Origin of the sequence: Variovorax sp. efr-133-TYG-130 (genome assembly GCF_030208835.1) — a bacterium.
Taxonomy (GTDB): Bacteria; Pseudomonadota; Gammaproteobacteria; order Burkholderiales; family Burkholderiaceae_C; genus Variovorax.
The window spans coordinates 31,028-57,574 of the sequence record NZ_JARVTD010000044.1 but is presented as its reverse complement, the minus strand read 5'-3'; the positions used below and the strand labels follow the sequence as shown (position 1 = coordinate 57,574).

Sequence of the window (26,547 nt, the reverse complement as noted above, 5' to 3'; positions counted from 1 at the left end):
GCGAATGTCCCCCGGGCTTCGCCCTCCTCCTTTATTTCGCTGCGGGGAGCACCCGGCGCCCTGCGCACGACGAGCGCTGCTCTTGTGCCGGCTGATCAACAAGTGCTCTGGACGCTCACGACGGCGGGGTGCCTTGCGCAGCGAAATAAAGGAGGAGGCCGCAGGCCGGGGGACATTCGCGGAGCAAGGCACCCCGCCGGCGTGAGCGCCCCACGAACAAAGCCCATGAAAAACAAAAACCGATCTCATCGACAACCCAGCTCAAGACATGACATTGCCGCCATCGACATTCAAGGTCTGCGCCGTGATGTAGCGCGCCTCGTCGCTGGCGAGGAACACCGCCGCCCCCGCGATGTCTTCCGGCGCGCCCATGCGGCCGAGCGGCACCGCCAGCCCGACCTGCCGCTTCTTCTCTCCGGGCGGCAGGCCCTCGGCCTTGGCGAACAGGCTGTCGACATGGTCCCACATCGGCGTATCGACCACACCGGGCGCAATGCCATTGACACGTATGCCGTGCGGCGCCATCGCCAGCGCGGCGCTCTGCGTGTAGCTGATGACCGCCGCCTTGGTCGCGCAGTAGTGCGACACCAGCGCCTCGCCCCGGCGCCCGGCCTGCGAGGCCATGTTGATGACCGAAGCGCCCTGCGTGCCCGCTTCCACCATGTGCCGCAGCACCGCCTGCATCACGAAGAACATGCCCTTCACATTGACCGCGAACAGCTTGTCGAACGACGCCTCGTCGCTGTCCAGCAGCGGCGCGAGGTCGAACACCGCGGCGTTGTTGAAGAGCGTGTGCACCGGCCCGAAGGCGACCTGCGCCTGCGCCAGCATGTGGGTGATGGCGGCGGTGTCCGTCACGTCGGCAGCGATGTAGGCGAGCCTGCCCGGCTGCTTTTGCTGCAGCGCGCGCACCGCGTCGGGCGCGGCGGTGGCGCGGTCGACCACCGTGCAGCGCGCGCCCTCGGCAATGCAGGCTTGCGCCACGGCCAGGCCGATGCCGCCTCCCGCGCCGGTCAGCAGCACATGACGGTCTTGAAGACGGGCGCTCATGGCTTGCTCCCTGTTTTTTCTGCGACGAAGCGCGCAACGCGCTCGCCGGCACGGCGCACCGCGTCGACCAGGCGGGCATCGCCGGCGACGTTGCCCCAAAGTCCCGAATCGGCGCACAGCGCGGCCACCGGGTCGGCCGCATCGCAGATCGCATGCGCCACCGCTTCGTCCATGCCCTGGTCCTGGTAGGCGTAGGGCAGCGCACCCTTGTGCCAGCGCTGCAGGAAGGCCAGGAACAGCGCGGGCAGCATCGCCACGCTGTCGATGCCCTGGCCCGCCGCCAGCCGCTCGCGCACCGTCGGGGCGATGAAGCCGGGGATCTTCGAGAAGCCGTCCGCCGCCACGCGCTGGTTGGTGTCGCGGATGGCGGGGTTGCCGAAGCGGTCGAGCACCACGTCGCGGTAGGCCGCGAGGTCGATGGGGCTGGGAGTCAGGCACGGAATGACGTCGTCGGTGACGTAGTCGAAGGCCATCCTGCGGATGGCCGCGTCGTGCGTGCCCTCGTGGATGAAGCCGAGCCCGACCAGCGTTCCCGCCCAGGCGATGCAGCTGTGCGTGGCGTTGAGGATGCGGATCTTGGCCTCTTCATACGGCTGCACCGACTCGACCAGCTCCACGCCCACGCGGCCCCAGTCGGGCCGGCCGGCCGCGAAGTCGTCCTCGACGACCCACTGGATGAAGCTCTCGCCGGTGATGGCCGCCGGGTCGTCGCGTCCCGTGGCCGCCTTGACGCGCGCGCGCAGCTCGGGCGGCGGACGCGGCGTGATGCGGTCCACCATCGCGTTCGGGCAGCGCGTGTTCGCGTTCACCCAGGCCAGCAGGCCGGCGTCGCCCGCGAGCTCGATGAACTCCAGCAGCCCGGCGCGAAAGCGCTCGCCGTTGTGGCGCAGGTTGTCGCAGTTCAGCAGCGTCACGGCGCCGGCATCGGCCGCCTTGCGCGCGCGCAGGATGGCGCAGACCGCGCCGTAGATGGTCACGTTGTCGCCGCCGGCCTCGCCCTTGCGCGCGCGTTCCACATCGGCCGCGAGGTCGCTGAACGACAGGTCCAGCCTGCCCTTGTTGTCGAGGTAGTAGCCGGCCTCGGTCACGGTGAAGGACACGATGCGGGTCGACGGCGCCGCGCCGCGCGCGACCACGTTCGCCAGCGAGCGCTCCCACGGCAGCACCTCGCGGATGGCGTCGATCTGCTCGTAGCGGTATTCGCCCGCGGGCGACACGGTCTCGAGCGTGTAGCGCCCGCCCTGCGCCTGCAGCGCCGCGACGATGTCGGCCATGTCCGGCCGGATGTTGGCGCCCGACAGCGACCAGCGGGTGTCGCCCGCGTCGATCAGCCGCTGCAGGTACACCGCCTGGTGGGCCCGATGGAACGAGCCCAGGCCGAGATGAAGCACCGTGAACTCCGTGGGAGCCGGTGGAATTTGCGCGATGGTCACGGGAATGTCCGTTGAAAAGACGTTGGAAGAAATCTGGAATCGATCACGCGCCGACCGAGCGGCCTTCGCGGTTGAACAGGTGCAGCACCGACGGATCGAGCTCCACGGCCACGTCGTCGCCGGCCTGCAGCGGCGTGCGGTCGTTCTGCCGCGCGATCAGCGGCACGCCGCCCACGTCGACGTGGATGAGCGTGTCGGCGCCCAGCGCCTCGATCAGCTCGACGCGGCCCTGCACGTCGCTCACCGGCGCGCCCTGCTTCGGATGCACGCGCAGGCCTTCCGGCCGCACGCCCAGGAAGCCGTCGTTCGGCAGCCTGCCGCCGGTGGCGGCCGAGAAGCTGGGAATGGCATTGGCCGCCACCATGTTCATCGACGGCATGCCGATGAACTGCGCGACGAACTGGTTGGCCGGGTGGTCGTACAGCTCCAGCGGCGTGCCGACCTGCTCGATCAGCCCGTCCTTGAGGACCACCACGCGGTCGGCCAGCGTCATGGCCTCCACCTGGTCGTGCGTGACGTAGATGGTGGTGGCGCCGAGCGCGCGGTGCAGCTTGTGAATCTCCACCCGCGTATTGCCGCGCAGCGCCGCGTCGAGGTTCGACAGCGGCTCGTCGAACAGGAACACCTTGGGCGCGCGCACGATGGCGCGGCCGATGGCCACACGCTGGCGCTGGCCGCCCGACAGGTCCTTGGGCGTGCGGTCGAGGTACTGCGTGAGGTTGAGCGTCTTGGCCGCGTACTCGACCTTGGTCTTGATCTCGTCCTTCGGCACGCCCGCCAGCTTCAGCGCGAACGACATGTTGTCGTACACGCTCATGTGCGGATACAGCGCGTAGCTCTGGAACACCATCGCCAGGTCGCGCTTGCCCGAAGGCGTCCAGGTGATGTCCTTGCCGTCGAGCAGCAGGTTGCCGCTGGTGATGGGCTCCAGCCCGGCAATCAGCCGCAGCAGAGTCGACTTGCCGCAGCCCGAGGGCCCGACGAAGACGATGAACTCGCCCTTCTTTATCTGCAGGTCGACGCCCTTGATGATGTGGATGTCACCAAAGCTCTTCTTGATGTTCTTGAGTTCGAGGTAGGCCATTCACGACTCCTTGATGTTTTGTGAGCGGGCAAGCGAGGTGCCCACAGCGCTTGAGAGCGCGCAGCGCAATCCGGGAGCTGCCGCGGAACCGGCTTTGCCGGGCCGCTGGCGGCGCCCCCGCGAGGGGGTTGGCGAAGCGACACGAAGTGCGCGAAGACTGGGGGTGGTGTTCATTTCACGGCACCGAAGGTCAGGCCCTGCACCAGTTGCTTCTGGCTGAACCAGCCGAACACCACGATGGGCGCGATGGCCATCAGCGAGGCGGCCGACAGCTTGGCCCAGAACAGGCCCTCGGGGCTGGAGTACGAGGCGATCAGCGTGGCCAGCGTGCCGGCCTTGGCGGAGGTGAGGTTGAGCGCCCAGAAGGCTTCGTTCCAGCTCAGCACCAGGCACAGCAGCCCGGTCGATGCGAGCCCGCCCACCGACAGCGGCAGCACCACGTGGCGAAACTCGGTCCACAGGCTGGCGCCGTCCATGCGCGCGGCCTCCAGGATCTCGTTGGGAATGTCCTTGTAGGCGCTGTAGAGCATCCACACCATGATCGGCAGGTTCGACAGCGTGAACACGATGGTCAGCGCGGGCAGCGAGTCGAGCATGCCGGCGGTCTGCGCCAGCACGTAGATCGGCACCAGCGCGCCCACGGCCGGCATCATCTTGGTGGAGAGCATCCACATCAGGATGTCGCGCGTTCTCTTCGTGCGAAAGAACGCCATCGAATACGCCGCCGGCGCCGCGATCAGCAGGCCGATGACGGTCGAGCCCAGGCTGGTGATGAGCGAGTTGCGCGCATACAGCAGGTAGTCGCTGCGGCGCTGCACCTCGCCGAAGTTGTCGAGCGTGGGTTCGAAGATGAAGAGCGGCGGCACGTGGATGGCCTGCAGTTCCGTCTTGAAGGCCGTGAGGAACAGCCAGCCGAGCGGAAAGAACAGCAGCAGCGCGACGGCCCACGCACCTACGGTGCGAATGGCCTGCGGCAGGAAGTTGCTGGGAGCTTGTTGTTGTTGCATGACGTGTGCGCCTCAGTCGAGGTTCTTGCCGATGATCCGGATCAGGAACACGGCAACGATGTTCGCCAGCACCACCGCGAACAGCGCGCCGGCCGAGGCCACGCCCACGTCGAAGTTCATGAGCGACTGCTTGAAGATCATGTAGGTCATGTTGGTGCTCGCGTTGCCCGGGCCGCCGTTGGTGGTGATGGCGATCTCCGCGAACACGCTGAGCAGGAAGATCATCTCGATCATGATCACCACCGCCATCGGGCGGCCCAGGTGCGGAATGGTGAGATAGAAGAAGCGCTGCACCGGGCTCGCGCCGTCCATGCGCGCGGCCTCCATCTGCTCGCGGTCGAGCGACTGCAGCGAGGTGATGAAGATCAGGCAGGCGAATGGCAGCCACTGCCAGGCCACCATGATGATCACCGACAGCAGCGGGAAGTCGGTGAGCCAGTCCACCGGCTGCGCGCCGAAGAAGCGCCACAGGTCGGCGAGCACACCATAGATGGGGTTCATCATCATGTGCTTCCACAGCAGCGCATTGACCGCGGGCATGACGAAGAACGGCGAGATCAGCAGCACCCGCACGATGCCGCGCCCGGGGAAGGGCTCGTTCACCAGCAGCGCCAGCAGCACACCCAGCACCACGGTGATGACGATCACGCTGCCGATCAGCAGCAGCGTGTTCCATGTGGCGGGCCAGAAGTCGGGATCGGTGACGAAGTAGTGAAAGTTCTCGATGCCCGCGAACGTGCGCTCGCCGGGCTGCATGAGGTTGTAGTTGACGAACGAGAAGTACAACGTCATCAGCAGCGGCACGATCATCCAGAGGAAGAGCGTGAGCACCGCGGGCGCCATGAGGGCGCGGGGCAGGAGTCTTTTCATGAGGTATCCCTTCTTGTGGTCCCTGGCTCCTTCCCCCGCTGGGGGAAGGCTGGGATGGGGGCTGCCCCTGTTCAGGCGCGGCGTTGTCGCGAGCGCCGCGTGCCCCCACCCCGACCCTCCCCCAGCGGGGGAGGGAGCAAGCCCGGCTTGGCTTACTTGTAGTAGCCCGCTTTCTTCATCTCGCGTTCCGCCGCCGTCTGCGAAGTCTTCAGCGCCTGGTCCACCGTGACCTTGCCCGACAGCGCCGCGCTCATCTGCTGCCCCACCGCCACGCCGATGGCCTGGAACTCGGGAATGGCCGCGTACTGCACGCCGACGTACGGCGACTTGGGCAGCGTGCTGTCGGTCAGGTTGGCGCTGTCGATGGCCTTCTTCTCGGCTTCGGCGAACTTCGCGACCTTCTGGAACTCGGGGTTCGCGTAGGTCGACTTGCGCGTGCCGGTCGGCACCGAGGCCCAGCCGGTTTCCTTGGCCACCAGGTTGATGTAGTCCTTGGAAGTGGCCCACTTGATGAACTTCTGCGCCGCGTCGTCCTTGGTCGAGCTGGCGGGAATCGCGAGGTTCCACGACCACAGCCAGTTGGCGCCCTTGGGCGTGACGGCGGTCGGTGCCTGCGCGAAGGCCACCTTGTCGGCCACCTTCGACTGCTTCGGGTCGCTGATGAACGAAGCCGCGATGGTGGCGTCCACCCAGGCCGCGCACTTGCCTTCGTTGAAGAGCGCCAGGTTCTCGTTGAAGCTGTTGGCCGAGGCGCCCGGAGGGCCGTCCTTCTTCATCATGTCGACGTAGAAGGTGATCGCATCCTTCCAGGGCTTGGTGTCGATCTGCGGCTTCCATTGCATGTCGAACCACTGGCCGCCGTTGGTGTTGACCAGCGTGGTCAGGAAGGCCATGTTGTCGCCCCAGCCCGGCTTGCCGCGCAGGCACATGCCGTACACGCCGTTCTTGGGGTCGTTGGCCTTGTCGGCGAACTCCTTGACCTGCGCCCAGGTCGGCTGGTCGGCGAACTTCACGCCCACCTTGTCGGCCAGGTCCTTGCGGTACATGAGCATGGAGCTCTCGCCGTAGAACGGGGCCGCGTAGAGCTTGCCCTCGTAGGACAGGCCGTTGCGGATGGCCGGCAGCAGGTCGTCGATGTCGTAGGCGGCATCGGTGGCGATGGGCTTGAGCCAGCCCTTCTTCGACCAGATCGGCGCCTCGTACAGGCCGATGGTCATCACGTCGAACTGGCCGCCCTTGGTGGCGATGTCGGTGGTCACGCGCTGGCGCAGCGTGCCTTCTTCCAGCGTGACCCACTTGAGCTTGATGTCGGGGTTGGCCTTCTCGAAGAAGGGCGTGAGCTTCTGCATCTCGATCATGTGGCCGTTGTTGACGGTCGCGATCACGAGTTCGGTGGCGGCCTGGGAAACGACGCCCGTGCCGATGAGTGCGAGGACGAAGCCCGCTTTCAGAAAACGCTTCATGTTGTCTCCTAGAGGTGAGCGACGCCCTGTTGTTGTCGGGTCGCCGTGCCGGGAATTCTGGAGAAGCGCGCCTGCGGCTTTGGTACTTCGAATGTCGACACTGGTACTTTCATGCACCAGTTGACTGGGAGATTCCCTAGTCAGCGCAATACAGCATGCATGGGGAGCGGTCCAAAGGCCTCAAACACACCGCCTCACACGCCGCCGAGCAGCTGGCGCCGGAACTGCATCGCCGCCGGCGACAGCGGCCGGCCCTCGCGGGTGATGAGGCAGATGGGCGGCACGCGCACCGGCAGCTCGATCGGCACGGTGCGCAGCACGCCCAGCCGGGCGTAGTGGCCGGCCTGCGAGGCAGGCATCACGGCCGCCATGTCGGAGTTCTCGAGCAGCGCCGTGATGGCGATCGGCGATGCCGTTTCGATGATGTCCAGCCGCGCCCGGATGCCGGCCTCGCGCATCGCCGCCTCGAAGCGCCCGCGCTGCGGCGAACCCGGCGGCTGCAGCACCCACGACCAGTGCGCCATGTCCGCCAGCGTGAGGTTGGCGCGCTCGAACACCGGATGCCCGGCGCGCACCACCACCACCTGCGACTCGCCCAGCAGCGGCACGCTCGCGTACCTGGCCTCGTCGTGCCCGTCGGTGAGCCGGCCCAGCACGAGGTCGACATCGCCCTGCTCCAGCTGCGCCTGGATCACGTCGCTGGTCTCGACCACCACCGACACGGCCACCTGCGGATGGCGCCGGTGGTACTCCACCAGCGCCGGCGCCAGCAGCTCGGGCACCGCGCCCGGCACGCTGCCCACGCGCAGCGCGCCGCTCAGGCCGGAGCGCAGCGCCAGCATCTCCTCGCGGGCGGTGCCGAAGTCGCTGAGCACGCGGTGGGCATAGCGGATCAGGATCTGGCCGTAGGGCGTCGGCTCCATGCCGCGCGCAAGGCGCTCGAAGAGCCGTTCGCCGAGCGAGTCTTCCAGCTGCTGCAGCAGCTTGGTGGCCGCCGGCTGGCTGATGTTCATGGCCTCCGCCGCGCGGCCGAGGTGCCTGTGGGTGTCGAGCCGGGCCAGCAGCAGCAGCTGGCGTGGCCGCACATGGAGCATCAGCGAGGCGTCTGTGAGGCCGGGAGTCATGCACAAAAGTATATGGATTCCCCGGCTTTTTCGATTGGATCGCAAACCCGAAGCTCCGTACGCTCGGCGCCATAACAAGCTGGAGACAACCCGATGAAGCTTTCTTTGCTGGCCCGCGCGGCGGGGCTCGCGGCGGCCCTGCTGCTCCTGACGGCCCCGCTCACGGCCGTTGCGCAGGCGCCCTACCCCGACAAGCCGATGCGCATCATGGTCGGCGCCTCGCCCGGCGGCGGCACCGACATCCTGGCGCGCGTGCTGGCCGACAAGTTCTCGCAGACACTCAAGCAGACGGTGGTGGTCGAGAACCGCCCCGGCGCCTCGAACACCATCGCGGGCGAACTCACGGCCCGCGCGCCGGCCGACGGCGCCACCCTGCTGCTGGCCACCAACACGGCACAGGCGGTGGCGCCCCACATCCTCAAGCTCAAGTACGACCCGCTCAAGGACCTGCAACCCATCGGGCTGGTGGCGGTGATGCCCAACGTGCTGGTGGTGTCGGCCAGCTCGCCCTACAGGTCGGTGAAGGACCTCGTGGCGGCCATGGCCGCCAAGCCTGGCGGCTTCAAGTACGCCTCTTCAGGCATCGGCAGCACGCAGCACGTGGGCGGCGAGGCCTTCAACCTGGCCACCGGCATGAAGTCGATCCACGTGCCCTACAAGGGCAGCTCGCAGGCGCACGTCGACATCATCGCGGGCGAGGTCGACATGATGTTCGACAGCACCTCCTCGGCCATGGGCCAGATCAAGGCCGGCAAGTTCCGCGCGCTGGCCGTGAGCGCGCCCCAGCGCTCGCCCGAGTTGCCCGACGTGCCCACGCTGGCCGAGCAGGGCATCAAGGGCGCCGACGTGTCCACCTGGTACGGCCTGTACGTGACGGCCGGTACGCCGCGTCCCGCGGTCGAGCGGCTGAGCGCCGAACTCGGCCGCACGCTGAAGCTGGCCGACGTGCAGGCGCGCATCAAGGCGCTGGGCGGCGAGCCCGGCGGCCTGACGGGCGAGCCCTTCGCGGCCATGAACCGGCAGGAGTTCGAGCACTACGGCCAGCTCGTGCGCGAAGCCAACATCAAGGCCGAGTGAGCCGGCCGCTTCCTTTTTTCCACAACGCATCCGACAACATGCCCACCCCATCCCCAACCCCCGGCGTGACACTCGCCAAGCCCCGCATCGCCGTGCTGCTCGGCGACCCGAGCGGCATCGGCCCCGAAATGGCCGTGAAGCTGCTGGCGCGCCAGCGCAACCTGGATGCGGCCCGCGTGCTGCTGATCGCCGACCCGGTCGTGCTCGCGGCCGGCGAGCGGGTGGCGGGCGCGAAGCTCGACGTGCTGACGGCCGACAGCCTCGACACGCTGCGCTTCGAGGACGGCCGGCCCACCCTGCTCGCGAAGGACTGGATGCAGGGGCAGGAGCCGGTGCTCGGCGAATCGAACGAGCCATCGGGCCGGGCGTCGTTCGAGGCGCTGGAGCTGGCCACCGCCGCCGTGCGGCGCGGCCAGGCCGACGCGATCCTGTTCGCGCCGCTCAACAAGCATTCGCTGCGCCTGGGCGGCCTGGCGCACGAGGACGAGCTGCGCTACATGCAGGAGCGCTTCGCCGTCACCGGCTTCGTCTGCGAGTTCAACCTCACGGGCTCGCTCTGGACCTCGCGCGTGACCTCGCACATTCCGCTGAAGGACGTGGCGAGCCACATCACCGTGCAGGGCGTGAGCGACGCGGTGAAGATCATCGCCGCCGCGTTGCGCCGCTCGGGCGTGGCGCATCCGCGCATCGCGGTGACGGGGCTCAACCCGCACGCGGGCGACGGCGGCTCGATCGGCATGGAAGAAATCGAAATCATCGCGCCGGCCATCGAGCGCCTGCGCGCCGAAGGCTTCGACGCGCGCGGCCCGTTCTCTCCCGACACGGTGTTCATCGGCGCGCGGCGCGGCGATGTCGACGCAGTGGTGTCGATGTACCACGACCAGGGCCAGATCGCGATGAAGCTCATGGGGTTCGAGCAGGGCGTGACCCTGCACGGCGGCCTGCCGGTGCCGGTGGCCACGTCGGCCAGCGGCAGCGCCTTCGACATCGCGGGCCGGGGCATCGCGCAGATCGAGGGGCTGCAGCAGGCCTTCGACCTGTGCGTGCGCATGGCCAGCGGCGCGCCGGTGCGCGTGCCGGCCGGCTGAGGCAAACAAAAAGGGCCGCTTGCGCGGCCCTCGGAAACCATGGCGCCCGGCGGCGCCGCTTCAATGTTCAGGCGGCCGGCGGCGCACCGTGGGCGTTGGGCTCCGGCTGCGTCGGCTGCACGTAGAAATAGATCAGCACGAGGTTGATGACCGGGATCAGCATCAGCAGCTGGAGCCAGCCGCTCTTGCCAATGTCGTGCAGGCGGCGCGCGCCCACCGCCAGCGCGGGCAGCAGGAAGGCCAGCGCGGCGATCACGTACACGTATTGGTGGATAAGGCTCGCCACGATGAGAACGACCACCTCGGCAAGCACGAACCACCAGTACTCCGAGCGCGTGGCCCGGCCGGTGAAGTCGGCGTACTTGTTGAAGCAGGTCTTGACCGCTGTTTGAAAATCCATTTATCGGCTCCTCTTGATTGATCCCAGGGAAATTTCCCTGGGCCGATCATATCGGCGCATCTTTCAACCACAAATACAGCCAAAAACAGCCATCTGCTCGCAAACAAACGGCTTATTCAGTGCATTCCTGGCGGTCGATTCAGCTGCCGAGGCGCTTGAGGAGGCCGGCCGTGGAGGCGTCGAGGCCGGTGATGTCGCCCGACGCCAGGCGCGGTTCGATGTCCCTGGCGAGCACCTTGCCCAGCTCCACGCCCCACTGGTCGAAGCTGTTGATGCCCCACAGCGCGCCGCTGGTGAACACGCGGTGCTCGTACATCGCGAGGAAGGCGCCCAGCGATTCGGGCGTGAGCTTCTCGAACACGAAGAAGGTGCTCGGCCGGTTGCCCGGGAAGTTCTTGTGGCCGCCCTCGTCGAGCTTGCCGACCATCAGCGCCTGCGCCTGCGCGAGCGCGTTGGCCAGCAGCTTGGGGTGATGGCCTTCGAGGTCGTGCGAGGCGTCGCGCACCGCCACGAATTCGAGCGGGATCACGTCCGTGCCCTGGTGCAGCATCTGGAAGTAGGCGTGCTGGCCGTTGGTGCCCGGCTCGCCCCACAGCACCGGCGAGGTGCCGAATGCCACCGGCTTGCCGTCCGCATCGACCTGCTTGCCGTTGCTTTCCATCTCGAGCTGCTGCAGGTAGGCCGGCAGGCGCTTCAGGGCGCTGTGGTACGGCGCGATGCCGCGGCTGGTGAACTTGTGGAAGTTGCGATACCAGACGTCGAGCAGGCCCAGGCGCACCGGCAGGTTCTGCGCGAGCGGCGCGGTGCGGAAGTGCTCGTCCATGGCATGCGCGCCTGCCAGCAGCCGGCGGAAACCGTCGGCGCCGATGGCCAGCGCAATCGGCAGGCCGATGGCCGACCACAGCGAATAGCGCCCGCCCACCCAGTCCCAGAAGCCGAAGGTGGTGTCGATGCCGAACTTCTTCGCCGCTTCCACGTTGGTGGTGAGCGCCGCGAAGTGGCCCGCGATGTCGGTGCCGCCCGATTGCTCGTACCAGCGCTTGGCCGACTGCGCGTTGGTCATCGTCTCGGCCGTGGTGAAGGTCTTCGAGGCAATGAGGAAGAGCGTGTGCTCGGGCGCCAGGCCCTTAAGCACGCCCGCCAGTTCATGGCCGTCGACGTTCGACACGAAGTGGAAGCGCTTGCCCGGCGCGGCGAACTCGGCCAGCGCCAGCACAGCCATCTGCGGTCCGAGGTCGGAGCCGCCGATGCCGATGTTCACCACGTCGGTGATCGTGTGGTCGGCGCGCACCTTCTCGGCATAGGCCAGCATCGCGTCGAGCGTGGCGTGCACCTCGCGCAGCTCGTTCGCGGTCTTCGGGCCGGTGGGCGCATCGGCCGGCGCGCGCAGCAGCGTGTGCAGCACTGCGCGGTCTTCGGTGTTGTTGATGTGCTCGCCGGCGAACATGGCGTCGCGGTGCGCCTCGAGGCCGCATTCGCGGGCCAGCGTGAGCAGGAGCTCTTCCGTGCGCGCGTCGATCAGGTTCTTCGACAGGTCGGCGAACACATATGGCGCCTCCTGGCTGAAGCGCTCGAATCGGCCGGCGTCGTCGACGAAGGCATGGCGCACGTCGAACTGGCGGCCCGCGATATCGAAGGCGGATTGCAGCTGCGCCCAGGCCGGCGCACGGTCGCAGCGAAGTTGCATGACCATGTCTACTTGCCGCTTTCCTGCATCAGCTTTTCGAGCTTCACCGCGTCGGCCGCGAAGGCGCGGATGCCTTCGGCGAGCTTCTCGGTGGCCATGGCGTCTTCGTTGAGCGCGAAGCGGAAACCGGCTTCGTCGTAGCTCACCTTGGGCGCGTCGCCCTTGGCCGCGGCCTTGGCGTCGAGCGCGTGTTCGAGCGGCTCGTTGCTGGCGGCCAGCTCGGCCAGCAGCTCGGGGCTGATGGTCAGCAGGTCGCAGCCGGCCAGCGCCTTGATCTGCCCGACGTTGCGGAAGCTCGCGCCCATGACTTCGGTCTTGATGCCGTGCTGCTTGTAGTACTCGAAGATCTGGCGCACAGACTTCACGCCGGGGTCGTTCGCGCCGGCGCTGGCGGCCTCGTCCCACTTGGCGCCTGCCGTCTTCTTGTACCAGTCGTAGATGCGGCCCACGAACGGCGAGATGAGCTGCACGCCGGCCGCACCGCAGGCCACGGCCTGCGCGAACGAGAACAGCAGCGTGAGGTTGGTGCGGATGCCCTTCTGCTCGAGCGCGCGCGCGGCCTCGATGCCTTCCCACGTGGAAGCCACCTTGATGAGCAGGCGCTTCTCGGTGTCGATGCCTTCGGCCTTGTAGAGCGCCACGATGCGCTCGCCGCGCGCGATGGTCGCGGCGGTGTCGAACGACAGGCGGGCGTCGACTTCGGTCGACACGCGGCCCGGGATGATGGAAAGGATTTCGGTGCCGAAGCGCACCAGCAGGCGGTCGATGACCTCGTCGAGCGGCTTGCCTGCGTGCTTCTTCACGGTCTCGTCGAGCAGCGGGCGGTATTCGGGCTTCTGCACGGCCTTGAGGATCAGCGACGGATTGGTGGTCGCGTCCTGCGGCTTGGAAACGCTGAGTTGCTTGAAGTCACCGGTGTCGGCGACGACGGTGGTCCACTGGCGGAGGGCATCGAGTTGGTTCATGAAATCATTATCCTGTGCGGGTTATGACAAGTCCTGCACGCAGTTGCGCGTTGGCCGATGTTTTCATGCGCACCGTAGCACGGGTTTCCGCGCGGCTCCATCAGCCTGATGCCCGTGGGGTTGTCCGCTTCTTCATGGGGCGCGTCCGGCCTCCTCGCCCTACAGCGGCTGTGGTCCGCGACTGACGGCCGGGCGCCCGCCCCCCACTTACCCTGAAGCGGATGCTGAACTTTTCCATCCCTTCCAGGAGTGCCCCATGACCCAACGCCCGCGCCCCACGGCGCCCGCCGTCCGACCTTTCGACGACCGCCGCACCAGCCATGCGATCGGCGCCATGGCCACGGCCTTCGTGGTGGGCGGCGTTGCGACCTGGCTGGCGCTGGGGGCGGCGCGCACCGCACGCGCCCAGCCGGCCGGCCCGGCCGACGGCGCTCCGCTGATGCGCGCGCCGCTGCAGGTGGTGGCCCCGGTCGACCTGCAGCGCTATGCCGGCATGTGGCACGAGCAGGCCCGCCTGCCCAATCGCTTCCAGAAACAATGCGCCGGCCCCGTCACCGCCGAATACACGCCGCAGCCCGACGGCACCGTGCAGGTGGTCAACCGATGCGTTCGGCAGGACGGCAACTTCGACGAGGCCGTCGGCACCGCGCGCGTGGTGCCCGTGGCGGGACAGCCCGGCGCGGGCCGCCTCGAAGTGCGTTTTGCGCCGGCATGGCTCAGCTGGCTGCCGCTGGTGTGGGGCGACTACTGGATCCTGAAGCTCGACCGCGAATACCAGGTCTCGCTCGTCGGCACGCCGGACCGGCAGTACCTGTGGGTGCTGTCGCGCGCGCCGCGGCTCGATGCCGCCGTGCTCGAAGCCGAACTCGACTACGCCCGCAGCCTGGGGTTCGACACCGACAAGGTCGTGCTGACCGGCAGGTAACGCTGCAGCTGAGAAGGCAGCATGGCCGGCGACGTGCAATGGATGGCGTGCCAGCCGAAGGCACGGGCCATTTCCACGTTGGCGGCGGAATCGTCGATGAACACCGTCTGCTCGGGGTCGAGGCCATGGCGCATGGCCAGCACCTCGTAGATCTCGCGCTCCGGCTTGAGGAATTTCACGTCGCCCGAGAACACACCGCCGTCGAAGCGCCGCATGAAGGCATGCCGGCGCTCGATGGCCCTGGCGTAGGGCGCGGGCATGTTCGACAGGTAGTACAGCCGCAGCGGCTGGCCGGCCTCGCGGTGTTCCATGAGCTGCTCGAGCATGGCCACCGTGACCGGGATCGGCTCCAGCCGCTCGCCCAGACCCTGCAGCATCGCGTGCAACGGCTCCGGAGGCAGTGACAGCCGGGCCGACATGCGGGCGATGGCGTCATCCAGCGTGCGGGTGCCGCAGTCGAAGCCGGTCCAGTCGTCGTGATGGAAAAGCGCCCGCCCCATCGCGGCCGCGGCGGCCTCGGTGGGTGCATGGGACGCCAGGTGAGCCTGTACCAGGCGGGCGGGCTCCCATGCGAACAGCACGGCGCCCAGATCGAAAACCACGTTCATGGCGCCATTGTTTCATGCGCCGGGCACCACGCTCACGCCGTGGGCTCCCAGGGACAGCGTCGCCTGGGCGCCAGCCGCCAGCGGCCGCGACAGGTCGGTCGACACCACGAAGACCGGCCCCAGGGTGGTGTCGAAGCCATATTCATAGAAGCTGCCGAGGTAGGCCGACTTGCGCAACGTGGCCGGCAGGCCGTCGGCCGCGCCGTGGGCGCCGATCTGCCACGCCTCGGGCCGCACCGCCACTTTTACCGTGCCGGGCGCCACCGCGTAGCGCGGCTGCAGGCGCAGCGGCCCCAGCGCCACGCTGCCGTCGGCGTGCGCCGTGGCGGGAAACACCATCGCCTCGCCCATGAAGCCGGCGACGAACTCGCTCTCGGGCCGGCCGTAGAGCTGCTCGGGCGTGCCGCGCTGGGCGATCACGCCATGGTCCATGACGATGATCTGGTCGCTCACGGCCAGCGCCTCGCTCTGGTCGTGCGTGACGTAGGCCACCGTGAGCTTCAGCCGCTGCTGCAGCGTGCGGATCTCTTCGCGCATCTCGCGCCGCAGGCGGGCGTCGAGGTTGGACAGCGGCTCGTCGAACAGCAGCACCGCCGGCTCCAGCACCAGCGCGCGCGCCAGGGCCACGCGCTGCTGCTGGCCGCCCGAAAGCTCGCTGGGCAGGCGCTCGTCGAAACCGACAAGGCCCACGCCGCGCAGCGCCTCGCGCGCCCGCGAAGTGGCCTCGTCCTTCTTCACGCCGCTCATGCGCAGGCCGTAGCCCACGTTCTCGATCACGTTCATGTGCGGGAACAGCGCATAGCTCTGGAACATCATGCTGACGTTGCGCTCGGCCGGGCCCAGCGTGGTCACGTCGCGCCCGCCCATGAAGATCGAGCCCGAGGTCGGCGACTCCAGCCCCGCGATCATGCGCAGCGTGGTCGTCTTGCCGCAGCCCGAGGGGCCGAGGATGGTGGTGAGCGTGCCCACGGGCACCTCGAAGCTGATGCCCTTGACGGCCAGCGGCGCGTTCCTGTCGGTGCCGTAGCGCTTGGTGACGTTGCGGAATTCGATGCCGTTGCTCATGTGTTGTTCTCCCGTTTCAATGCACCGGCGCGGCCACCACGGGTGCCGCCCCCGCCTTGCGCCGCCCCAGCTTGCGCTCCCCCACCACCCACTGCACCAGCGCAATCGCCAGCGACATCAGGATCATGAGCACCGTGCAGTAAGCCAGCGCAATGCCGTAGTCGCCGTTGCCGACGCGGCCGATGATGTAAGTGGTGGCCAGTTCGTTCTCTGCCGTGACCAGGAAGATCACCGCGCTCACCGTGGTCATCGCGCGCACGAAGCTGTAGACCAGCGCGGCCACCAGGGCGGGCTTGAGCAGCGGCAGCACCACCTTGAAGAGCGTCTGCGAGGTCGATGCGCGCAGCATCAGCGAGGCCTCGTCGAGCGAGCGGTCGAGCTGCTTGAATGCCGCGGTGCCGGCGCGCACGCCCACCGGCAGATTGCGGAACATGAAGCACAGCACGATGATCAGCCCCGTGCCCGTGAGCTCGAAGGGCGGTACGTTGAAGGCCAGGATGTAGCTCACGCCCAGCACCGTGCCCGGAATCGCGAAGGCCAGCAGCGCGCCGAACTCGAAGAGCCCCTGCCCCTTGAACTCGTTGCGCGCCAGCAGCCAGGCGATGAGCAGGCCCAGCGCGGCGGTGATCGGCGCCGAGATGCCCGCGAGCTTGAGCGTGGTGATCAGCGAGTTCCACGCGGTGCCCGCCCACACCAGCCCGAACTGCCCCCACTCCAGTGCGAAGGCGCTCTTGAAGTGGTTCAGCGTGAAGCTGTAGTCGCGCCCCCAGGTCTGCACGAAGCCGCCCGCGAAGGCGAACAGGTAGACCACCGCGGTGAACGCGATCCACGGCATGGCGATGCAGTAGATGGTGCGGCGCACGCCGTCGGGCAGCGCCATCGCGATGCCGGCGTCGCCTTTGCCGCTCACGGTGGTGTAGTTCTGCTTGCCCAGCAGGCCGCGCTGCAGCGCGAACACGCCGAGCGCGAACAGCGTGAGCACCCAGGCCAGCGAGGCCGCGCGGCCCTGGTCGTACTGCGCGCCGACGATGGCGAAGAAGATGTCGGTCGACAGCACCGAGAACTGCCCGCCCACCACCACCGGGTTGCCGAAGTCGGCAATGCTTTCGATGAAGCCGAACAGGAAGGCATTGGCCAGCCCGGGCTTCAGCAGCGGCAGCGTGATGGTGAAGAAGGTGCGGCGGCGGTCGGCGCGCAGCATCTGCGCCGCCTCTTCCAGGCTGGGCGCGATGCCCTGCACCACGCCGCGCATGATCATGAAGGCGATGGGCGTGAAGGCGAACAGCTGTGCCACCAGCACGCCCGGCATGCCGTAGAACCAGCGCGTGGGCTCGATGCCGAACACGCTCTCCAGCACCTGGTTGACGATGCCGGCGCGGCCGAACAGCAAGATGAGCCCGAGCCCCACCACGAACGGCGGCGTGATGATCGGCAGCAGCGCCAGCACCCGCAGCGCGCCCTGCCCGCGCTTGCTGCCGCGCTCGGCCATCAGCGCCATCAGCGTGCCCAGGAAGGTGGTGCCGGCAGCCGTGAGCAGCGCCAGCACCAGCGTGTTCCAGGCCACGCCGCAGCGCACGCCGCCGCTCAGGCAGCCCAGGCCCCAGATGCGCTCGGTGAACACGCGGGCGACGAAGGCCGTGATCGACCACTGCCCGTCTTCATTGAAGAAGGCGCCCGACAGCGCCTTGCTTACCGGGTACGCGATGAACAGCGCCATCAGCACGCCGCAGCCGACGACGGCAGCCGCCACGAACAGGTCGCCCTTGAACAGGCCCAGCCGCGCGATGCCGAAGGCCATCAGCACCAGCAGGGCAGTGAGCGCCACGAAGCCGCCCGCGCCGATGCCGAACTGGTTGACCGCCAGTTCGCCGAACTGCGCGTTGAGCGCGGCAAAGCTCCAGCCGCGCGCACCGATGGTGAAGCCCGCCACCGCCAGCCCGAGCGCGCCTGTCAGCCCGCCCGCCAGCAGCCAGCGCCCTTGCGCCTTGCCGGCCGGCAGCCAAGCGCCCACGGCGCACAGCAGCAGCCCCGCCAGCCCGATGAAGAGCCAGCCGCGCCCCTGCGTGGCCGCCTGCATCAGTCCGTTGGCGCCCTCCGCCTGGCTGAACACCTGCGGAACGGCTTCGTACCAGGTCGAATCCTGGATCGCATACCAGGGCAGCAGCAGGTAGGCCGCCAGGCCCAGCGCGACCCATGCCCAGATCCAGCGCTGCGAACGCCGGGCGGCGGCCAGGGACGCCGGATTGACCGGCGCGCCTTCGATAGCGCGCGCTTCCACTTAGCGAGGCAGCGAATTGACGTCTTTTTCCCAGCGCGCGATCAGGCGGCGGCGCTCGGCGCTGGCGCCGTACTTGGCGTAGTCATAGTTGATGAACTTGATCTTCTTGAAGTCGGGAATGCGCGGGTCGAGCTTGGCGTTCACGTTGCTCGGCAGCTGGAACTGCTTGTTGGCGGCGCCCAGTTCCTGCGCGGCGGGCGTCAGCGCCCATTCGTAGAACTTCTTGGCGGCGTCGAGGTTGCGTGCGCCCTTGATGATGCTCATGGAGCCGATCTCGGCGCCGGTGCCGTCGCTCGGCGTGATGGTCTCGACCGGGAAGCCCTGCATCTTCTCGCCCGGGCCGTCATGCACGAAGCTGATGGAGATGGCGGTCTCGCCGCGCGCCACCGCCTTGATCGGGCCGGTGCCCGAGCGGGTGTACTGGCCCACGTTCTTGTGCAGCGCCTTCAGGTACTCGAATGCCTTGTCCTCGCCCATCATCTGCACCAGCGTGGCGATCATGGTGTAGGCCGTGCCGCTCGACGCGGGGTTGGCCACCTGGATGTCGCCCTTGTACTCGGGCTTGAGCAGGTCGGCCCAGGTCTTGGGCACCGGCAGCTTCTTCTTGGCCAGCAGCTCGGGGTTGTAGCCGAAGCCCAGCGGGCCCGAGTAGATGCCGACAGTCTTGTAGCCCGACTGCTTGGCCTGCTGCTGCGCCCAGGGGTGCAACTGCGACAGCGTGGGCGACTTGTATTCGAGCGTCAGGCCCTGTTCGGCCGCCTGCAGGTGCGGGTCGCCGGTGCCGCCGAACCAGACGTCGGTCTTGGGGTTGTCCTTCTCGGCGATCAGCTGGGCCAGCGCCTCGCCGGAACCCTTGAGCGCCATGTTGATGCGCACGCCGGTGGTACGCGCGTAGACGGTGGAAATCACGTTGCACCACTCGGCCTGGACCGAGCAGATGACATTGACGGTCTGCGCCGACGCCGCGGCCGACAGACCCAGCAGCGCGGCTGCGGTAAAAAGCTTGCTCTTCATTCGAAATCTCCACCTCGGCATAAAAAATGGCCTTGCGGCCGTGGTGCAGCGTAGCTTTAGTACAGGTCTCGCGAATCGGTACAAGTACCATCGCGACTGGCACATCGGCCTGCTCGGCACTCAGACAAAGGAAAGTTTTCTCATGAGCTTCGATCTCGTTCTGTTCGGCGGTACTGGCGACCTCGCATGGCGCAAGCTCATGCCCGCGCTGTTCCAGGCATTCCGGCACGGCAGCCTGCCGCAAGACGGGCGAATCATCGGGGTGGCTCGCGACGATCACTCCGACGACCAGTACCGCGAGCTCATCCAGTCGCGCTTCAATGCGGTCGAAGGCGCCAAGCGGCCCTCGCCCGACGAGTTCAAGAAGTTCGCGTCGATGCTGCACTACCTGCGCATGGACCTGTCCAAGACCGAAGACTACGCGCGCCTCTCCGAACTGCTCAAGCAGCGCGACGCCGACACGGTGGTGATGTACGTGGCCACCGCGCCCGCGCTCTTCACGCAGGTGGTCGAGCAGATCGCCGCCGCCGGCATGAACGGCCCCAGGACGCGCATCGTGCTGGAAAAGCCGCTGGGCCACGACCTGGCTTCCAACCGCGCCATCAACGCGGCCGTGGGCAAGGTGCTCGAGGAAAAGCAGGTCTTCCGCATCGACCACTACCTGGGCAAGCCCTCGGTTCAGAACCTGTTTGCCATGCGCTTCGGCAATGCGCTGTTCGAGCCCATCTGGCGCCGCGAGCACATCGCCAACATCCAGATCACCATCGCCGAAGACCTGGGCGTGGAAAAGCGCGGCGCCTTCTACGACCAGACCGGCGCGCTGCGCGACATGGTGCAGAACCATGCGCTGCAGCTGCTGTGCGCCATCGGCATGGAGCCGCCGATCAACTCGCACGCCGACGCCATCCGCGACGAAAAGCTCAAGGTGCTGCGCGCGCTCAAGCCCTGGACGCCCGAGAGCCTGAGCCTGCATGCGGTGCGCGGCCAGTACACGGCCGGCACGGCCTACGGCGAGCGGGTGCAGGGCTACCGCGACGAGCCGGGCGTGAACCCCGACAGCCGCACCGAGACCTTCGTGGCGCTGCGCACCGAAATCGCCAACTGGCGCTGGGCCGGCGTGCCGTTCTACATCCGCACCGGCAAGCGGCTGGCCTCGCGCGACGCGCGCATCGAGGTCAATTTCAGGCCCACGCCGCACGCCATCTATCGCGCGCCGGCCGGCAACGTGAACAAGTTCGTCATCAACCTGCAGCCCAAGGACGGGCTGGAGCTGCACATGCTCGCGCAGGCCCAGGACAACCGCCAGCGCAGCAACGGCAACCAGAGCTCGGCCAACCAGCTGGCGCCGGTGCAGCTGGACCTGGACTTCGACAAGCGCTTCGGCGCCGAGCGCGTGGGCGCCTACGAGCGCCTGCTGCTGGACGTGATCGACGGCCGGCTCAACCTGTTCGTGCGCAGCGACGAGCAGGAAGAAGCCTGGCGCTGGGTCGAGCCGCTGATCGACAGCTGGGAATCGGACGGCGGCCCGCGCCCCTATGCGGCCGGCACCTGGGGCCCGAGCGCGTCGAGCGCGATGATCGCGCGCGACGGCTTCTCCTGGGGCGAGGAGCAGTAAGGCCCCCTCGGGCCCGGGCCGCGCTCAGCCGAACTGCAGGCAACGCATGCTGAGCGTGCCCGACTGGAACCCCTCGTAGACCGTCTTCGCGCGCTCGCCGGTGCCGGCGGCGCCAAGGGCGTAGAGAAACGGGTAGTAGTGGTCGGGCGTGGCCACCGCGGTCGACGCGCCTTCGAGCTTGGCGTAATCGACCAGCGCGCGGTCGTCGCGGCCGGCCAGCGCGGACTTCACCGCATCGTCGAAAGACTGCGCCCACGGGCGGCTGGCGCTCGGGCCGTCCGGCGTTCCGCGGTCGGTGGCGCGCAGGTTGTGCACCACGTTGCCGCTGCCCATCACCAGCACGCCCTTGTCGCGCAAGGCCGCCAGATCCCGCCCCACCGCATAGTGGAAGGCCGCCGGCTTGTCGTAGTCGATGCTGAGCTGGAACACGGGCACGTCGGCCTTCGGGTACAGGTGCTTCAGCACCGTCCAGGTGCCGTGGTCCAGGCCCCACTGGTCGGTGCCGATCACCGGCGCCTGTTTCACCGCACCGACGGTTTCCCGCGCGAGCGCCGGGTGGCCGGGCGCGGGGTATTCGACGTCGAACAGCGCCTGCGGGAAGCCGCCGAAGTCGTGGATGGTCTTCGGCCGCTCCTGCATGCCGACGCCCGTGGCGCCCCGGCTCAGCCAGTGCGCCGACACGCTGAGGATGGCCGACGGCCGCGGCAGCTCCCGCCCCCACGCCGACAGGCGCCGCGTGAAGGCGTTGTCGGTGATGGCGTTCATGGGCGAACCGTGCCCGATGAAGACGACCGGCATGCGCCGCGTGGCCGCGCCGGCGGCCTGCACGCTGCAGGCCAGGGAAGCCAGCACGGCGGTTGCGCCAAGGGCGGTGCCCATGAGGAAGCCGCGGCGGCCCAGTTCGGAGCTTGCAAGAGTGGTCGTGATCGGCATGGCGGCACTCTGCAACAGTTTTCTGCGCAAGGCGGTGCCTTTGCGCACACTTTTTCGAAGATGGGTGGCCGCCGCGCTAGATGCGCCCCTCTTCGACCGCGTGGCAAGCCACCTGCACGCCCTTGATGCCCAGCAGCTTCGGCCGCTCCGCCGAGCAGCGCGCATTGGCATGCGGGCAGCGCGGATGGAAGGCGCAGCCCGTGGGCGGGTTCAGCGGATTCGGCACCTCGCCCTGCACCGGTGTGCGGGAGCGGCCGGTGTGCTTCATCTGCGGAATGGCGTCCAGCAGCATGCGCGTGTACGGATGCTGTGGCGCGGCAAACAGCTTCTGCTTGTCGGCCACCTCGACCAGCCGGCCCAGGTACATCACGCCGACCTGGTCGGCCACGTGGCGCACCACCGCGAGGTTGTGCGAAATGAAGAGATAGGTCAGGCCCTGCTCGCGCTGCAGGTCCTTCATGATGTTGAGCACCTGCGCCTGCACGCTCACGTCCAGCGCCGAGGTGGGCTCGTCGCACACCAGGAACTCGGGCTGCGTGGCGAGCGCGCGGGCAATGGAAATGCGCTGGCGCTGGCCGCCCGAGAACTGGTGCGGGTACTTGCTCATGTCCAGCGGCGACAGGCCGACCGACTTCAGCAGTTCGCCCACGCGCTCCCGCAGCGCGGCCTTGTCGCTGATGATGCCGTGCTCGCGCAGCGGCTCGCCGATGATGTCCTCCACGATCCAGCGCGGGTTCAGGCTCGCGTAGGGGTCCTGGAAGATCATCTGGATGCGGCGGCGCAGCTTGCGGCCTTCGGGGGTCTTGAACGCGGCGTGCGCGTCCTGCCCGTCGAACTGCAGGCCGCCGCGCGTGGGCGCATACAGGCCCACCAGCAGGCGCGCCACCGTGCTCTTGCCGCAGCCCGACTCGCCCACCAGCGCCAGCGTCTTGCCGCGTTCTATGGAGAAGCTCACGCCGTCCACCGCATGCAGCAGCACGCGCGGCTTGCGTTCGAGCACGCGGTTGAGCCAGGGCGGCGAAACGTCGAAGGTGCGGGCCAGGTCGTGGGCCACCACCAGCGGTTCGCCTGCCGCGGCGGTTGCGGTTGCAGTTGCGTTGCCGCGGGGTTCGATCACTGCTGCGCTCATCGCGTCACCTCGCTCAGGGGTTCTGCCGCTTCGGGCGTGGCGCGTTCGCCGGCCGCCAGAGCGTCGTGGTGCCGCGCGGCCAGTTCGGCCTGGCCGGTGTGCGGATCGGTTGCGTCGTGCAGCCAGCAGGCGGCGCGGGTGGCGCCGGCGTGCATGAGTTCCGGCCGCTCGGTCAGGCAGCGGGCAAAAGTGCGCGGGCAGCGCGGGTTGTAGGCGCAGCCCGTCGGAATGGCGTTGAGCCGCGGCATGGCGCCGTCGATCTGGTTGAGCCGTTCGCGGTCGCTCGCCATGTCGGGAATCGACGCCATCAGGCCCGAGGTGTAGGGGTGCGCGGGCTGGTGGATCACCTCGTGCACCGGGCCGATCTCGGCGATGCGCCCGGCATACATCACGGCCACGCGGTCGCAGGTCTCGGCGATCACGCCCATGTCGTGGGTGATGAGCATCACCGCCGCGCCGCGCTCCTTGCAGATGCGCTTGAGCAACTGAATGATCTGCGCCTGGATCGACACGTCCAGCGCGGTGGTCGGCTCGTCGGCCACGATGAGCTTGGGCTCGGCCGCCAGCGCCAGCGCGATCACCACGCGTTGCCGCATGCCGCCGGAAAACTGGTGCGGAAAGTGGTCGATGCGCTGCTCGGCGGCGGGAATGCCGGTGTCCTGCAGCAGGCCGATGGCACGCTTGCGGGCCTCGGCGTCGGTCACCGGCAGGTGCGCCCGGATGGTCTCGACCAGCTGCCGGCCCACGGTGTAGAGCGGGTTCAGCGAAGTCAGCGGGTCCTGGAAGATCGCGCCGATCTTGCGCCCGCGAATCGGCCGCATCGCATCGAAGCCGAGGTTGTCGATGCGCTGGCCATCGAGGCGGATTTCACCGCCCGCCACGCGGCCCGGCGCTTCGAGCAGGCCGATGATGGCCGCGCCCGTGAGCGACTTGCCGGCGCCCGACTCGCCCACCACGCCGAGGATTTCCCCGGGCGCGATGTCGAAGGAAATCCGGTCGAGCGCGCGCAGCGTGCCTCGGCGGTGCGGAAACTCGACGACGAGGTCTTTGACCTGGAGCAGCGTCATGGTGGCGTTCTCCTTCTTGTCTTCAGCGCAGGCGCGGGTTGAGCGCGTCGCGCAGCCAGTCGCCGAGCAGGTTCACGCTGAGCGCGATGAGCACCAGCATCAGGCCCGGAAACACCGTGATCCACCATTCGCCCGAGAACAGGTACTGGTTGCCGATGCTGATGAGCGTGCCCAGCGACGGCGAAGTCGGCGGCACGCCGACGCCCAGGAACGACAGCGTGGCCTCGGTGATGATGGCCGTCGCCACCTGGATCGTGGCCAGCACCATCACCGGCCCCATCACGTTGGGCAGCACGTGGCGCAGCATGATGCGCAGCGGCGCCACGCCGGTGACGCGCGCGGCCTGCACGTATTCCTTGTTGCGCTCCACCAGCGTGGAGCCGCGCACCGTGCGCGCGTACTGCACCCAGCCGGTCAGCGAGATGGAAATGATCAGCACGCCGAAGGCCAGCGACTCCTGCGCGTTGGGAAAGAGCGCGCGGCCGACACCGGCAATGAGCAGCGCCACCAGGATGGGCGGAAACGACAGCATCACGTCGCACACGCGCATGAGGAACGAATCAAGCCAGCCGCCGAAGAATCCGGCAACCAGGCCCAGCACCACGCCCACCACGACCGACAGCACCACCGACACGAGGCCGACGATCAGCGAGATGCGCGCGCCATAGATGACGGCCGAGAGAATGTCGCGCCCCTGGTCGTCGGTGCCCAGCAGGTACTTGGACGAGCCTTCGGCGCTCCAGGCGGGCGGCAGCCGCGCGTCGCCGAGTTCGAGGGCGGCCAGGTCGAAGGGGTTGTGCGGCGACACCCAGCCGGCGAACACCGCGCAGACCACGCAGACCAGCGCGATGAGCGCGGCGGCAATGGCCACCGGCGATGTGCGAAAGCTGTAGCCGACATCGCTGTCGAGCCAACGGGCAAAAGTTTTTTTCATCGTGAAGCAAATCCGCGTAAGGCCGCCGCCGCCGGGCCGCCCCGGGGCGGCCGTGCCACCCCCTTTGGAAGGGGGTGGCTAAGTCACATGCAGCGCAGCGGAGTCAAAAGCCTGAGGGCAGGCATCCTTACGGCTTGATGCTCATCCACTTGAAGTACATGAAGTTGTCGGCCAGCTGCACCAGCTCGACCTTCTTGCTCACGCCCCAGGCCAGCGACTGCTGATGCAGCGGCAGGTGGCCCACGTCGTCGGCGTGCATCTTGAAGGCCTCCTTGATCAGCTCGTTGCGCTTGGCCTTGTCGGTCTCCGACTGGATCTGCTTGGTCAGCTCGTCAAGCTTGGGATTGCAATAAGCGCCCAGGTTGAACTGGCCGGTGCCCTTGTCGTCGGGGCAGGAGGTGAGCGAACTCAGCGCGTTGTGCGCGTCGTAGGTGGTCGGAGTCCAGCCCAGCATGTAGAAGCTGGTGTCGCGGCGCAGCACCTTGGGGAAGTAGGTGCCCTTGGTCTCGGCCACCAGGTTGATCTTGACGCCGATCTTCGCGAGGCTGGACGCCACGCTCTGGCAGATCTGGCCGTCGTTCACGTAGCGGTCGTTCGGGCAGTTCAGCGACACCTCGAAGCCGTTGGGGTAGCCGGCTTCGGTCAGCAGCTTCTTGGCGGCTTCGACGTCATAGGGCAGGCGCTTGTCCTGCTCTGCGGTCCAGCCGTTGATGCCGGGGCCGACCAGCAAGGCGGTGGGGCGCGAGGCGCCGCGCATCACGGTGCGCTGGATGCCGGCGATGTCGATGGCCTGGTAGAAGGCCTGGCGGACGCGCTTGTCCTTGAACGGGTTCTTGCCCTTGATGTTCGAGTACTGCAGCTCGTCGCGCTTCTGGTCCATGCCCAGGAAGATGGTGCGCAGCTCGGGGCCGGTGATGACGCGGGCGTTGGGCGCGGCATTGATGCGCGCGATGTCCTGTACCGGCACGGGTTCCATCACGTCCACTTCGCCGGAGACCAGCGCGGCCACGCGGGTGGCGGGGTTGGCGATGGGCGTGAAGATGATCTCCTGCGCGTTGCCGTCGATCTTGCCCCAGTAGGTGCCGTTGCGCGTGAACACGGTGCGCACGTTGGGCTGGCGCTCGCGCACGCGGAACGGGCCGGTGCCGTTGGCCTTGAACGAGGCGGTGTTCTCGATGCCCTTGCGGCGGTCGACCGGCTTGGTGGCCTGGTTTTCCTCGCACCATTTCTTGCTCATGATCATCGTCAGCGAGATCACGTCGGGCAGGATGGGGAACGGGCCGTTGGTCTCGATCTCGACCGCGAGGTCGCCGACCTTGCGCACGGCCTTGATGTCGCTCAGCGTGGCGCGCATGTCGGAGCCGTCGCCCTGGGCGCGCGCGAAGCTGAACACCACGTCGTCGGCGGTGAAAGGCGTGCCGTCATGGAACACCACGCCCTTGCGCAGTTCGAAGCGCCAGACGTTCGGCGAAGTCTGCTTCCAGCTGGTGGCCAGCAGCGGTGCGAGGCTCAGGTCCTTGTTGCGGCCCACGAGGGTTTCATACACGTTGGCGGTGACGCTCAGCTGCAGCGATTCGTTGAGCGAGTGCGGGTCCAGCGATAGCGCGTCCCCCTGGTTCGCGATGCGGATGGTCTGCGCGCCGGCGACCATGCTGACGGCGCTCAGGGCGCACAAAACGGCGGCCGCGGCCACATTCTTCTTGAAACTCATGGGAACACTCCTCGGGTTGG

At 67.9% G+C, this 26,547-nt stretch carries 23 protein-coding genes; 4 read left to right on the top strand and 19 right to left on the bottom strand.

Features of this window, described 5'->3' with window-relative positions; genetic code table 11:
- Window positions 1-261 precede the first annotated feature (261 nt).
- The 7 genes from QRN67_RS31235 to QRN67_RS31205 form a co-directional block, all read right to left on the bottom strand.
- Complete coding sequence (locus tag QRN67_RS31235) at window positions 262-1,050, bottom strand: L-iditol 2-dehydrogenase (protein ID WP_285414946.1); 789 nt, start codon at window positions 1,048-1,050, stop codon at window positions 262-264.
- Window positions 1,047-2,441, bottom strand: coding sequence for a D-arabinitol 4-dehydrogenase (gene dalD / locus QRN67_RS31230; protein WP_285414989.1), 1,395 nt, complete (start codon window positions 2,439-2,441; stop codon window positions 1,047-1,049). The genes QRN67_RS31235 and dalD overlap by 4 nt, the downstream gene beginning before the upstream one ends.
- A gap of 85 nt (window positions 2,442-2,526) precedes the next feature.
- Window positions 2,527-3,567, bottom strand: a complete 1,041-nt coding sequence (locus QRN67_RS31225) for an ABC transporter ATP-binding protein (RefSeq protein ID WP_285414945.1) — start codon at window positions 3,565-3,567, stop codon at window positions 2,527-2,529.
- Window positions 3,568-3,737: 170 nt separating this feature from the next.
- On the bottom strand, window positions 3,738-4,574 hold the full coding sequence (locus tag QRN67_RS31220) for a carbohydrate ABC transporter permease (protein WP_106935583.1): 837 nt from the start codon (window positions 4,572-4,574) through the stop codon (window positions 3,738-3,740).
- 12 nt (window positions 4,575-4,586) lie between these two features.
- Window positions 4,587-5,444 carry a carbohydrate ABC transporter permease gene (locus tag QRN67_RS31215; protein WP_081268489.1) on the bottom strand — a complete coding sequence of 286 codons (858 nt, stop codon included), beginning with the start codon at window positions 5,442-5,444 and terminating at the stop codon, window positions 4,587-4,589.
- Window positions 5,445-5,596: 152 nt separating this feature from the next.
- On the bottom strand, window positions 5,597-6,907 hold the full coding sequence (locus QRN67_RS31210) for an ABC transporter substrate-binding protein (RefSeq protein WP_081268490.1): 1,311 nt from the start codon (window positions 6,905-6,907) through the stop codon (window positions 5,597-5,599).
- Between the two features lie 194 nt (window positions 6,908-7,101).
- Window positions 7,102-8,031, bottom strand: a complete 930-nt coding sequence (locus QRN67_RS31205) for a LysR family transcriptional regulator (RefSeq protein ID WP_285414944.1) — start codon at window positions 8,029-8,031, stop codon at window positions 7,102-7,104.
- A 93-nt stretch (window positions 8,032-8,124) separates the two neighbouring features.
- Between QRN67_RS31205 and QRN67_RS31200 the strand changes: the two genes are divergently transcribed.
- Entirely contained in the window at window positions 8,125-9,108 is a 984-nt protein-coding gene (locus QRN67_RS31200; protein WP_285414943.1) for a Bug family tripartite tricarboxylate transporter substrate binding protein, read from the top strand.
- A 38-nt stretch (window positions 9,109-9,146) separates the two neighbouring features.
- Window positions 9,147-10,196 (top strand): 4-hydroxythreonine-4-phosphate dehydrogenase PdxA, encoded by a 1,050-nt coding sequence (locus QRN67_RS31195; protein WP_285414942.1) that lies wholly within the window; start codon window positions 9,147-9,149, stop codon window positions 10,194-10,196.
- Window positions 10,197-10,263: 67 nt separating this feature from the next.
- Here the strand turns inward: QRN67_RS31195 and QRN67_RS31190 are convergent, their stop codons facing one another.
- From QRN67_RS31190 to tal, 3 genes are all read right to left on the bottom strand, one after another.
- A complete protein-coding gene (locus tag QRN67_RS31190) occupies window positions 10,264-10,596 on the bottom strand; it encodes a DUF805 domain-containing protein (RefSeq protein ID WP_081268493.1) in 333 nt (110 codons plus the stop codon).
- 139 nt (window positions 10,597-10,735) lie between these two features.
- Complete coding sequence (gene pgi / locus QRN67_RS31185) at window positions 10,736-12,289, bottom strand: glucose-6-phosphate isomerase (protein WP_285414941.1); 1,554 nt, start codon at window positions 12,287-12,289, stop codon at window positions 10,736-10,738.
- Between the two features lie 2 nt (window positions 12,290-12,291).
- Entirely contained in the window at window positions 12,292-13,248 is a 957-nt protein-coding gene (gene tal / locus QRN67_RS31180; RefSeq protein ID WP_106935587.1) for a transaldolase, read from the bottom strand.
- A gap of 256 nt (window positions 13,249-13,504) precedes the next feature.
- On the opposite strand from tal, the gene QRN67_RS31175 reads away from it, so the two are divergent.
- Entirely contained in the window at window positions 13,505-14,173 is a 669-nt protein-coding gene (locus tag QRN67_RS31175) for a lipocalin family protein (RefSeq protein WP_285414940.1), read from the top strand.
- Here QRN67_RS31175 and QRN67_RS31170 read toward each other — a convergent pair.
- Genes QRN67_RS31170 through QRN67_RS31155 form a run of 4 tightly spaced genes read right to left on the bottom strand, consistent with a single transcriptional unit; the run spans window position 14,119 to window position 19,138 of the window.
- Window positions 14,119-14,781, bottom strand: coding sequence for an HAD family hydrolase (locus QRN67_RS31170; RefSeq protein WP_285414939.1), 663 nt, complete (start codon window positions 14,779-14,781; stop codon window positions 14,119-14,121). The genes QRN67_RS31175 and QRN67_RS31170 overlap by 55 nt on opposite strands.
- Before the next feature lie 12 nt (window positions 14,782-14,793).
- Window positions 14,794-15,846 carry an ABC transporter ATP-binding protein gene (locus QRN67_RS31165; RefSeq protein WP_285414938.1) on the bottom strand — a complete coding sequence of 351 codons (1,053 nt, stop codon included), beginning with the start codon at window positions 15,844-15,846 and terminating at the stop codon, window positions 14,794-14,796.
- 16 nt (window positions 15,847-15,862) lie between these two features.
- A complete protein-coding gene (locus QRN67_RS31160) occupies window positions 15,863-18,124 on the bottom strand; it encodes an ABC transporter permease (RefSeq protein WP_285414937.1) in 2,262 nt (753 codons plus the stop codon).
- On the bottom strand, window positions 18,125-19,138 hold the full coding sequence (locus QRN67_RS31155; RefSeq protein WP_081268500.1) for an ABC transporter substrate-binding protein: 1,014 nt from the start codon (window positions 19,136-19,138) through the stop codon (window positions 18,125-18,127).
- Between the two features lie 142 nt (window positions 19,139-19,280).
- Here QRN67_RS31155 and zwf point away from each other — a divergent pair, with 142 nt between their 5' ends.
- On the top strand, window positions 19,281-20,753 hold the full coding sequence (gene zwf / locus QRN67_RS31150; protein WP_081268501.1) for a glucose-6-phosphate dehydrogenase: 1,473 nt from the start codon (window positions 19,281-19,283) through the stop codon (window positions 20,751-20,753).
- A gap of 24 nt (window positions 20,754-20,777) precedes the next feature.
- Here the strand turns inward: zwf and ygiD are convergent, their stop codons facing one another.
- The 5 genes from ygiD to QRN67_RS31125 all read right to left on the bottom strand — a co-directional run bounded on the left by ygiD (window position 20,778) and on the right by QRN67_RS31125 (window position 26,527).
- Entirely contained in the window at window positions 20,778-21,686 is a 909-nt protein-coding gene (ygiD, locus tag QRN67_RS31145; protein ID WP_285414936.1) for a 4,5-DOPA-extradiol-dioxygenase, read from the bottom strand.
- A 76-nt stretch (window positions 21,687-21,762) separates the two neighbouring features.
- Window positions 21,763-22,815, bottom strand: coding sequence for an ABC transporter ATP-binding protein (locus tag QRN67_RS31140; RefSeq protein WP_285414935.1), 1,053 nt, complete (start codon window positions 22,813-22,815; stop codon window positions 21,763-21,765).
- Window positions 22,812-23,882, bottom strand: coding sequence for an ABC transporter ATP-binding protein (locus QRN67_RS31135; protein WP_285414934.1), 1,071 nt, complete (start codon window positions 23,880-23,882; stop codon window positions 22,812-22,814). The genes QRN67_RS31140 and QRN67_RS31135 overlap by 4 nt, the downstream gene beginning before the upstream one ends.
- Window positions 23,883-23,904: 22 nt before the next feature.
- Entirely contained in the window at window positions 23,905-24,816 is a 912-nt protein-coding gene (locus QRN67_RS31130) for an ABC transporter permease (protein ID WP_081268504.1), read from the bottom strand.
- Between the two features lie 127 nt (window positions 24,817-24,943).
- Window positions 24,944-26,527, bottom strand: a complete 1,584-nt coding sequence (locus QRN67_RS31125) for an ABC transporter substrate-binding protein (protein ID WP_106935592.1) — start codon at window positions 26,525-26,527, stop codon at window positions 24,944-24,946.
- Window positions 26,528-26,547: the final 20 nt, after the last annotated feature.

Excerpts from the sequence above, each read along its gene's own strand:
- QRN67_RS31175 (WP_285414940.1), top strand. The coding sequence starts at position 13,505 with ATGACCCAACGCCCGCGCCCCACGGCGCCCGCCGTCCGACCTTTCGAC.
- QRN67_RS31210 (WP_081268490.1), bottom strand. The coding sequence starts at position 6,907 with ATGAAGCGTTTTCTGAAAGCGGGCTTCGTCCTCGCACTCATCGGCACG.
- QRN67_RS31125 (WP_106935592.1), bottom strand. The coding sequence starts at position 26,527 with ATGAGTTTCAAGAAGAATGTGGCCGCGGCCGCCGTTTTGTGCGCCCTG.
- QRN67_RS31200 (WP_285414943.1), top strand. The coding sequence starts at position 8,125 with ATGAAGCTTTCTTTGCTGGCCCGCGCGGCGGGGCTCGCGGCGGCCCTG.
- tal (WP_106935587.1), bottom strand. The coding sequence starts at position 13,248 with ATGAACCAACTCGATGCCCTCCGCCAGTGGACCACCGTCGTCGCCGAC.
- QRN67_RS31225 (WP_285414945.1), bottom strand. The coding sequence starts at position 3,567 with ATGGCCTACCTCGAACTCAAGAACATCAAGAAGAGCTTTGGTGACATC.
- QRN67_RS31130 (WP_081268504.1), bottom strand. The coding sequence starts at position 24,816 with ATGAAAAAAACTTTTGCCCGTTGGCTCGACAGCGATGTCGGCTACAGC.
- zwf (WP_081268501.1), top strand. The coding sequence starts at position 19,281 with ATGAGCTTCGATCTCGTTCTGTTCGGCGGTACTGGCGACCTCGCATGG.
- QRN67_RS31220 (WP_106935583.1), bottom strand. The coding sequence starts at position 4,574 with ATGCAACAACAACAAGCTCCCAGCAACTTCCTGCCGCAGGCCATTCGC.
- ygiD (WP_285414936.1), bottom strand. The coding sequence starts at position 21,686 with ATGCCGATCACGACCACTCTTGCAAGCTCCGAACTGGGCCGCCGCGGC.
- QRN67_RS31190 (WP_081268493.1), bottom strand. The coding sequence starts at position 10,596 with ATGGATTTTCAAACAGCGGTCAAGACCTGCTTCAACAAGTACGCCGAC.
- QRN67_RS31135 (WP_285414934.1), bottom strand. The coding sequence starts at position 23,882 with ATGACGCTGCTCCAGGTCAAAGACCTCGTCGTCGAGTTTCCGCACCGC.
- QRN67_RS31165 (WP_285414938.1), bottom strand. The coding sequence starts at position 15,846 with ATGAGCAACGGCATCGAATTCCGCAACGTCACCAAGCGCTACGGCACC.
- QRN67_RS31170 (WP_285414939.1), bottom strand. The coding sequence starts at position 14,781 with ATGAACGTGGTTTTCGATCTGGGCGCCGTGCTGTTCGCATGGGAGCCC.
- QRN67_RS31205 (WP_285414944.1), bottom strand. The coding sequence starts at position 8,031 with ATGACTCCCGGCCTCACAGACGCCTCGCTGATGCTCCATGTGCGGCCA.
- QRN67_RS31140 (WP_285414935.1), bottom strand. The coding sequence starts at position 22,815 with ATGAGCGCAGCAGTGATCGAACCCCGCGGCAACGCAACTGCAACCGCA.
- pgi (WP_285414941.1), bottom strand. The coding sequence starts at position 12,289 with ATGGTCATGCAACTTCGCTGCGACCGTGCGCCGGCCTGGGCGCAGCTG.
- QRN67_RS31195 (WP_285414942.1), top strand. The coding sequence starts at position 9,147 with ATGCCCACCCCATCCCCAACCCCCGGCGTGACACTCGCCAAGCCCCGC.
- QRN67_RS31235 (WP_285414946.1), bottom strand. The coding sequence starts at position 1,050 with ATGAGCGCCCGTCTTCAAGACCGTCATGTGCTGCTGACCGGCGCGGGA.
- QRN67_RS31155 (WP_081268500.1), bottom strand. The coding sequence starts at position 19,138 with ATGAAGAGCAAGCTTTTTACCGCAGCCGCGCTGCTGGGTCTGTCGGCC.
- QRN67_RS31215 (WP_081268489.1), bottom strand. The coding sequence starts at position 5,444 with ATGAAAAGACTCCTGCCCCGCGCCCTCATGGCGCCCGCGGTGCTCACG.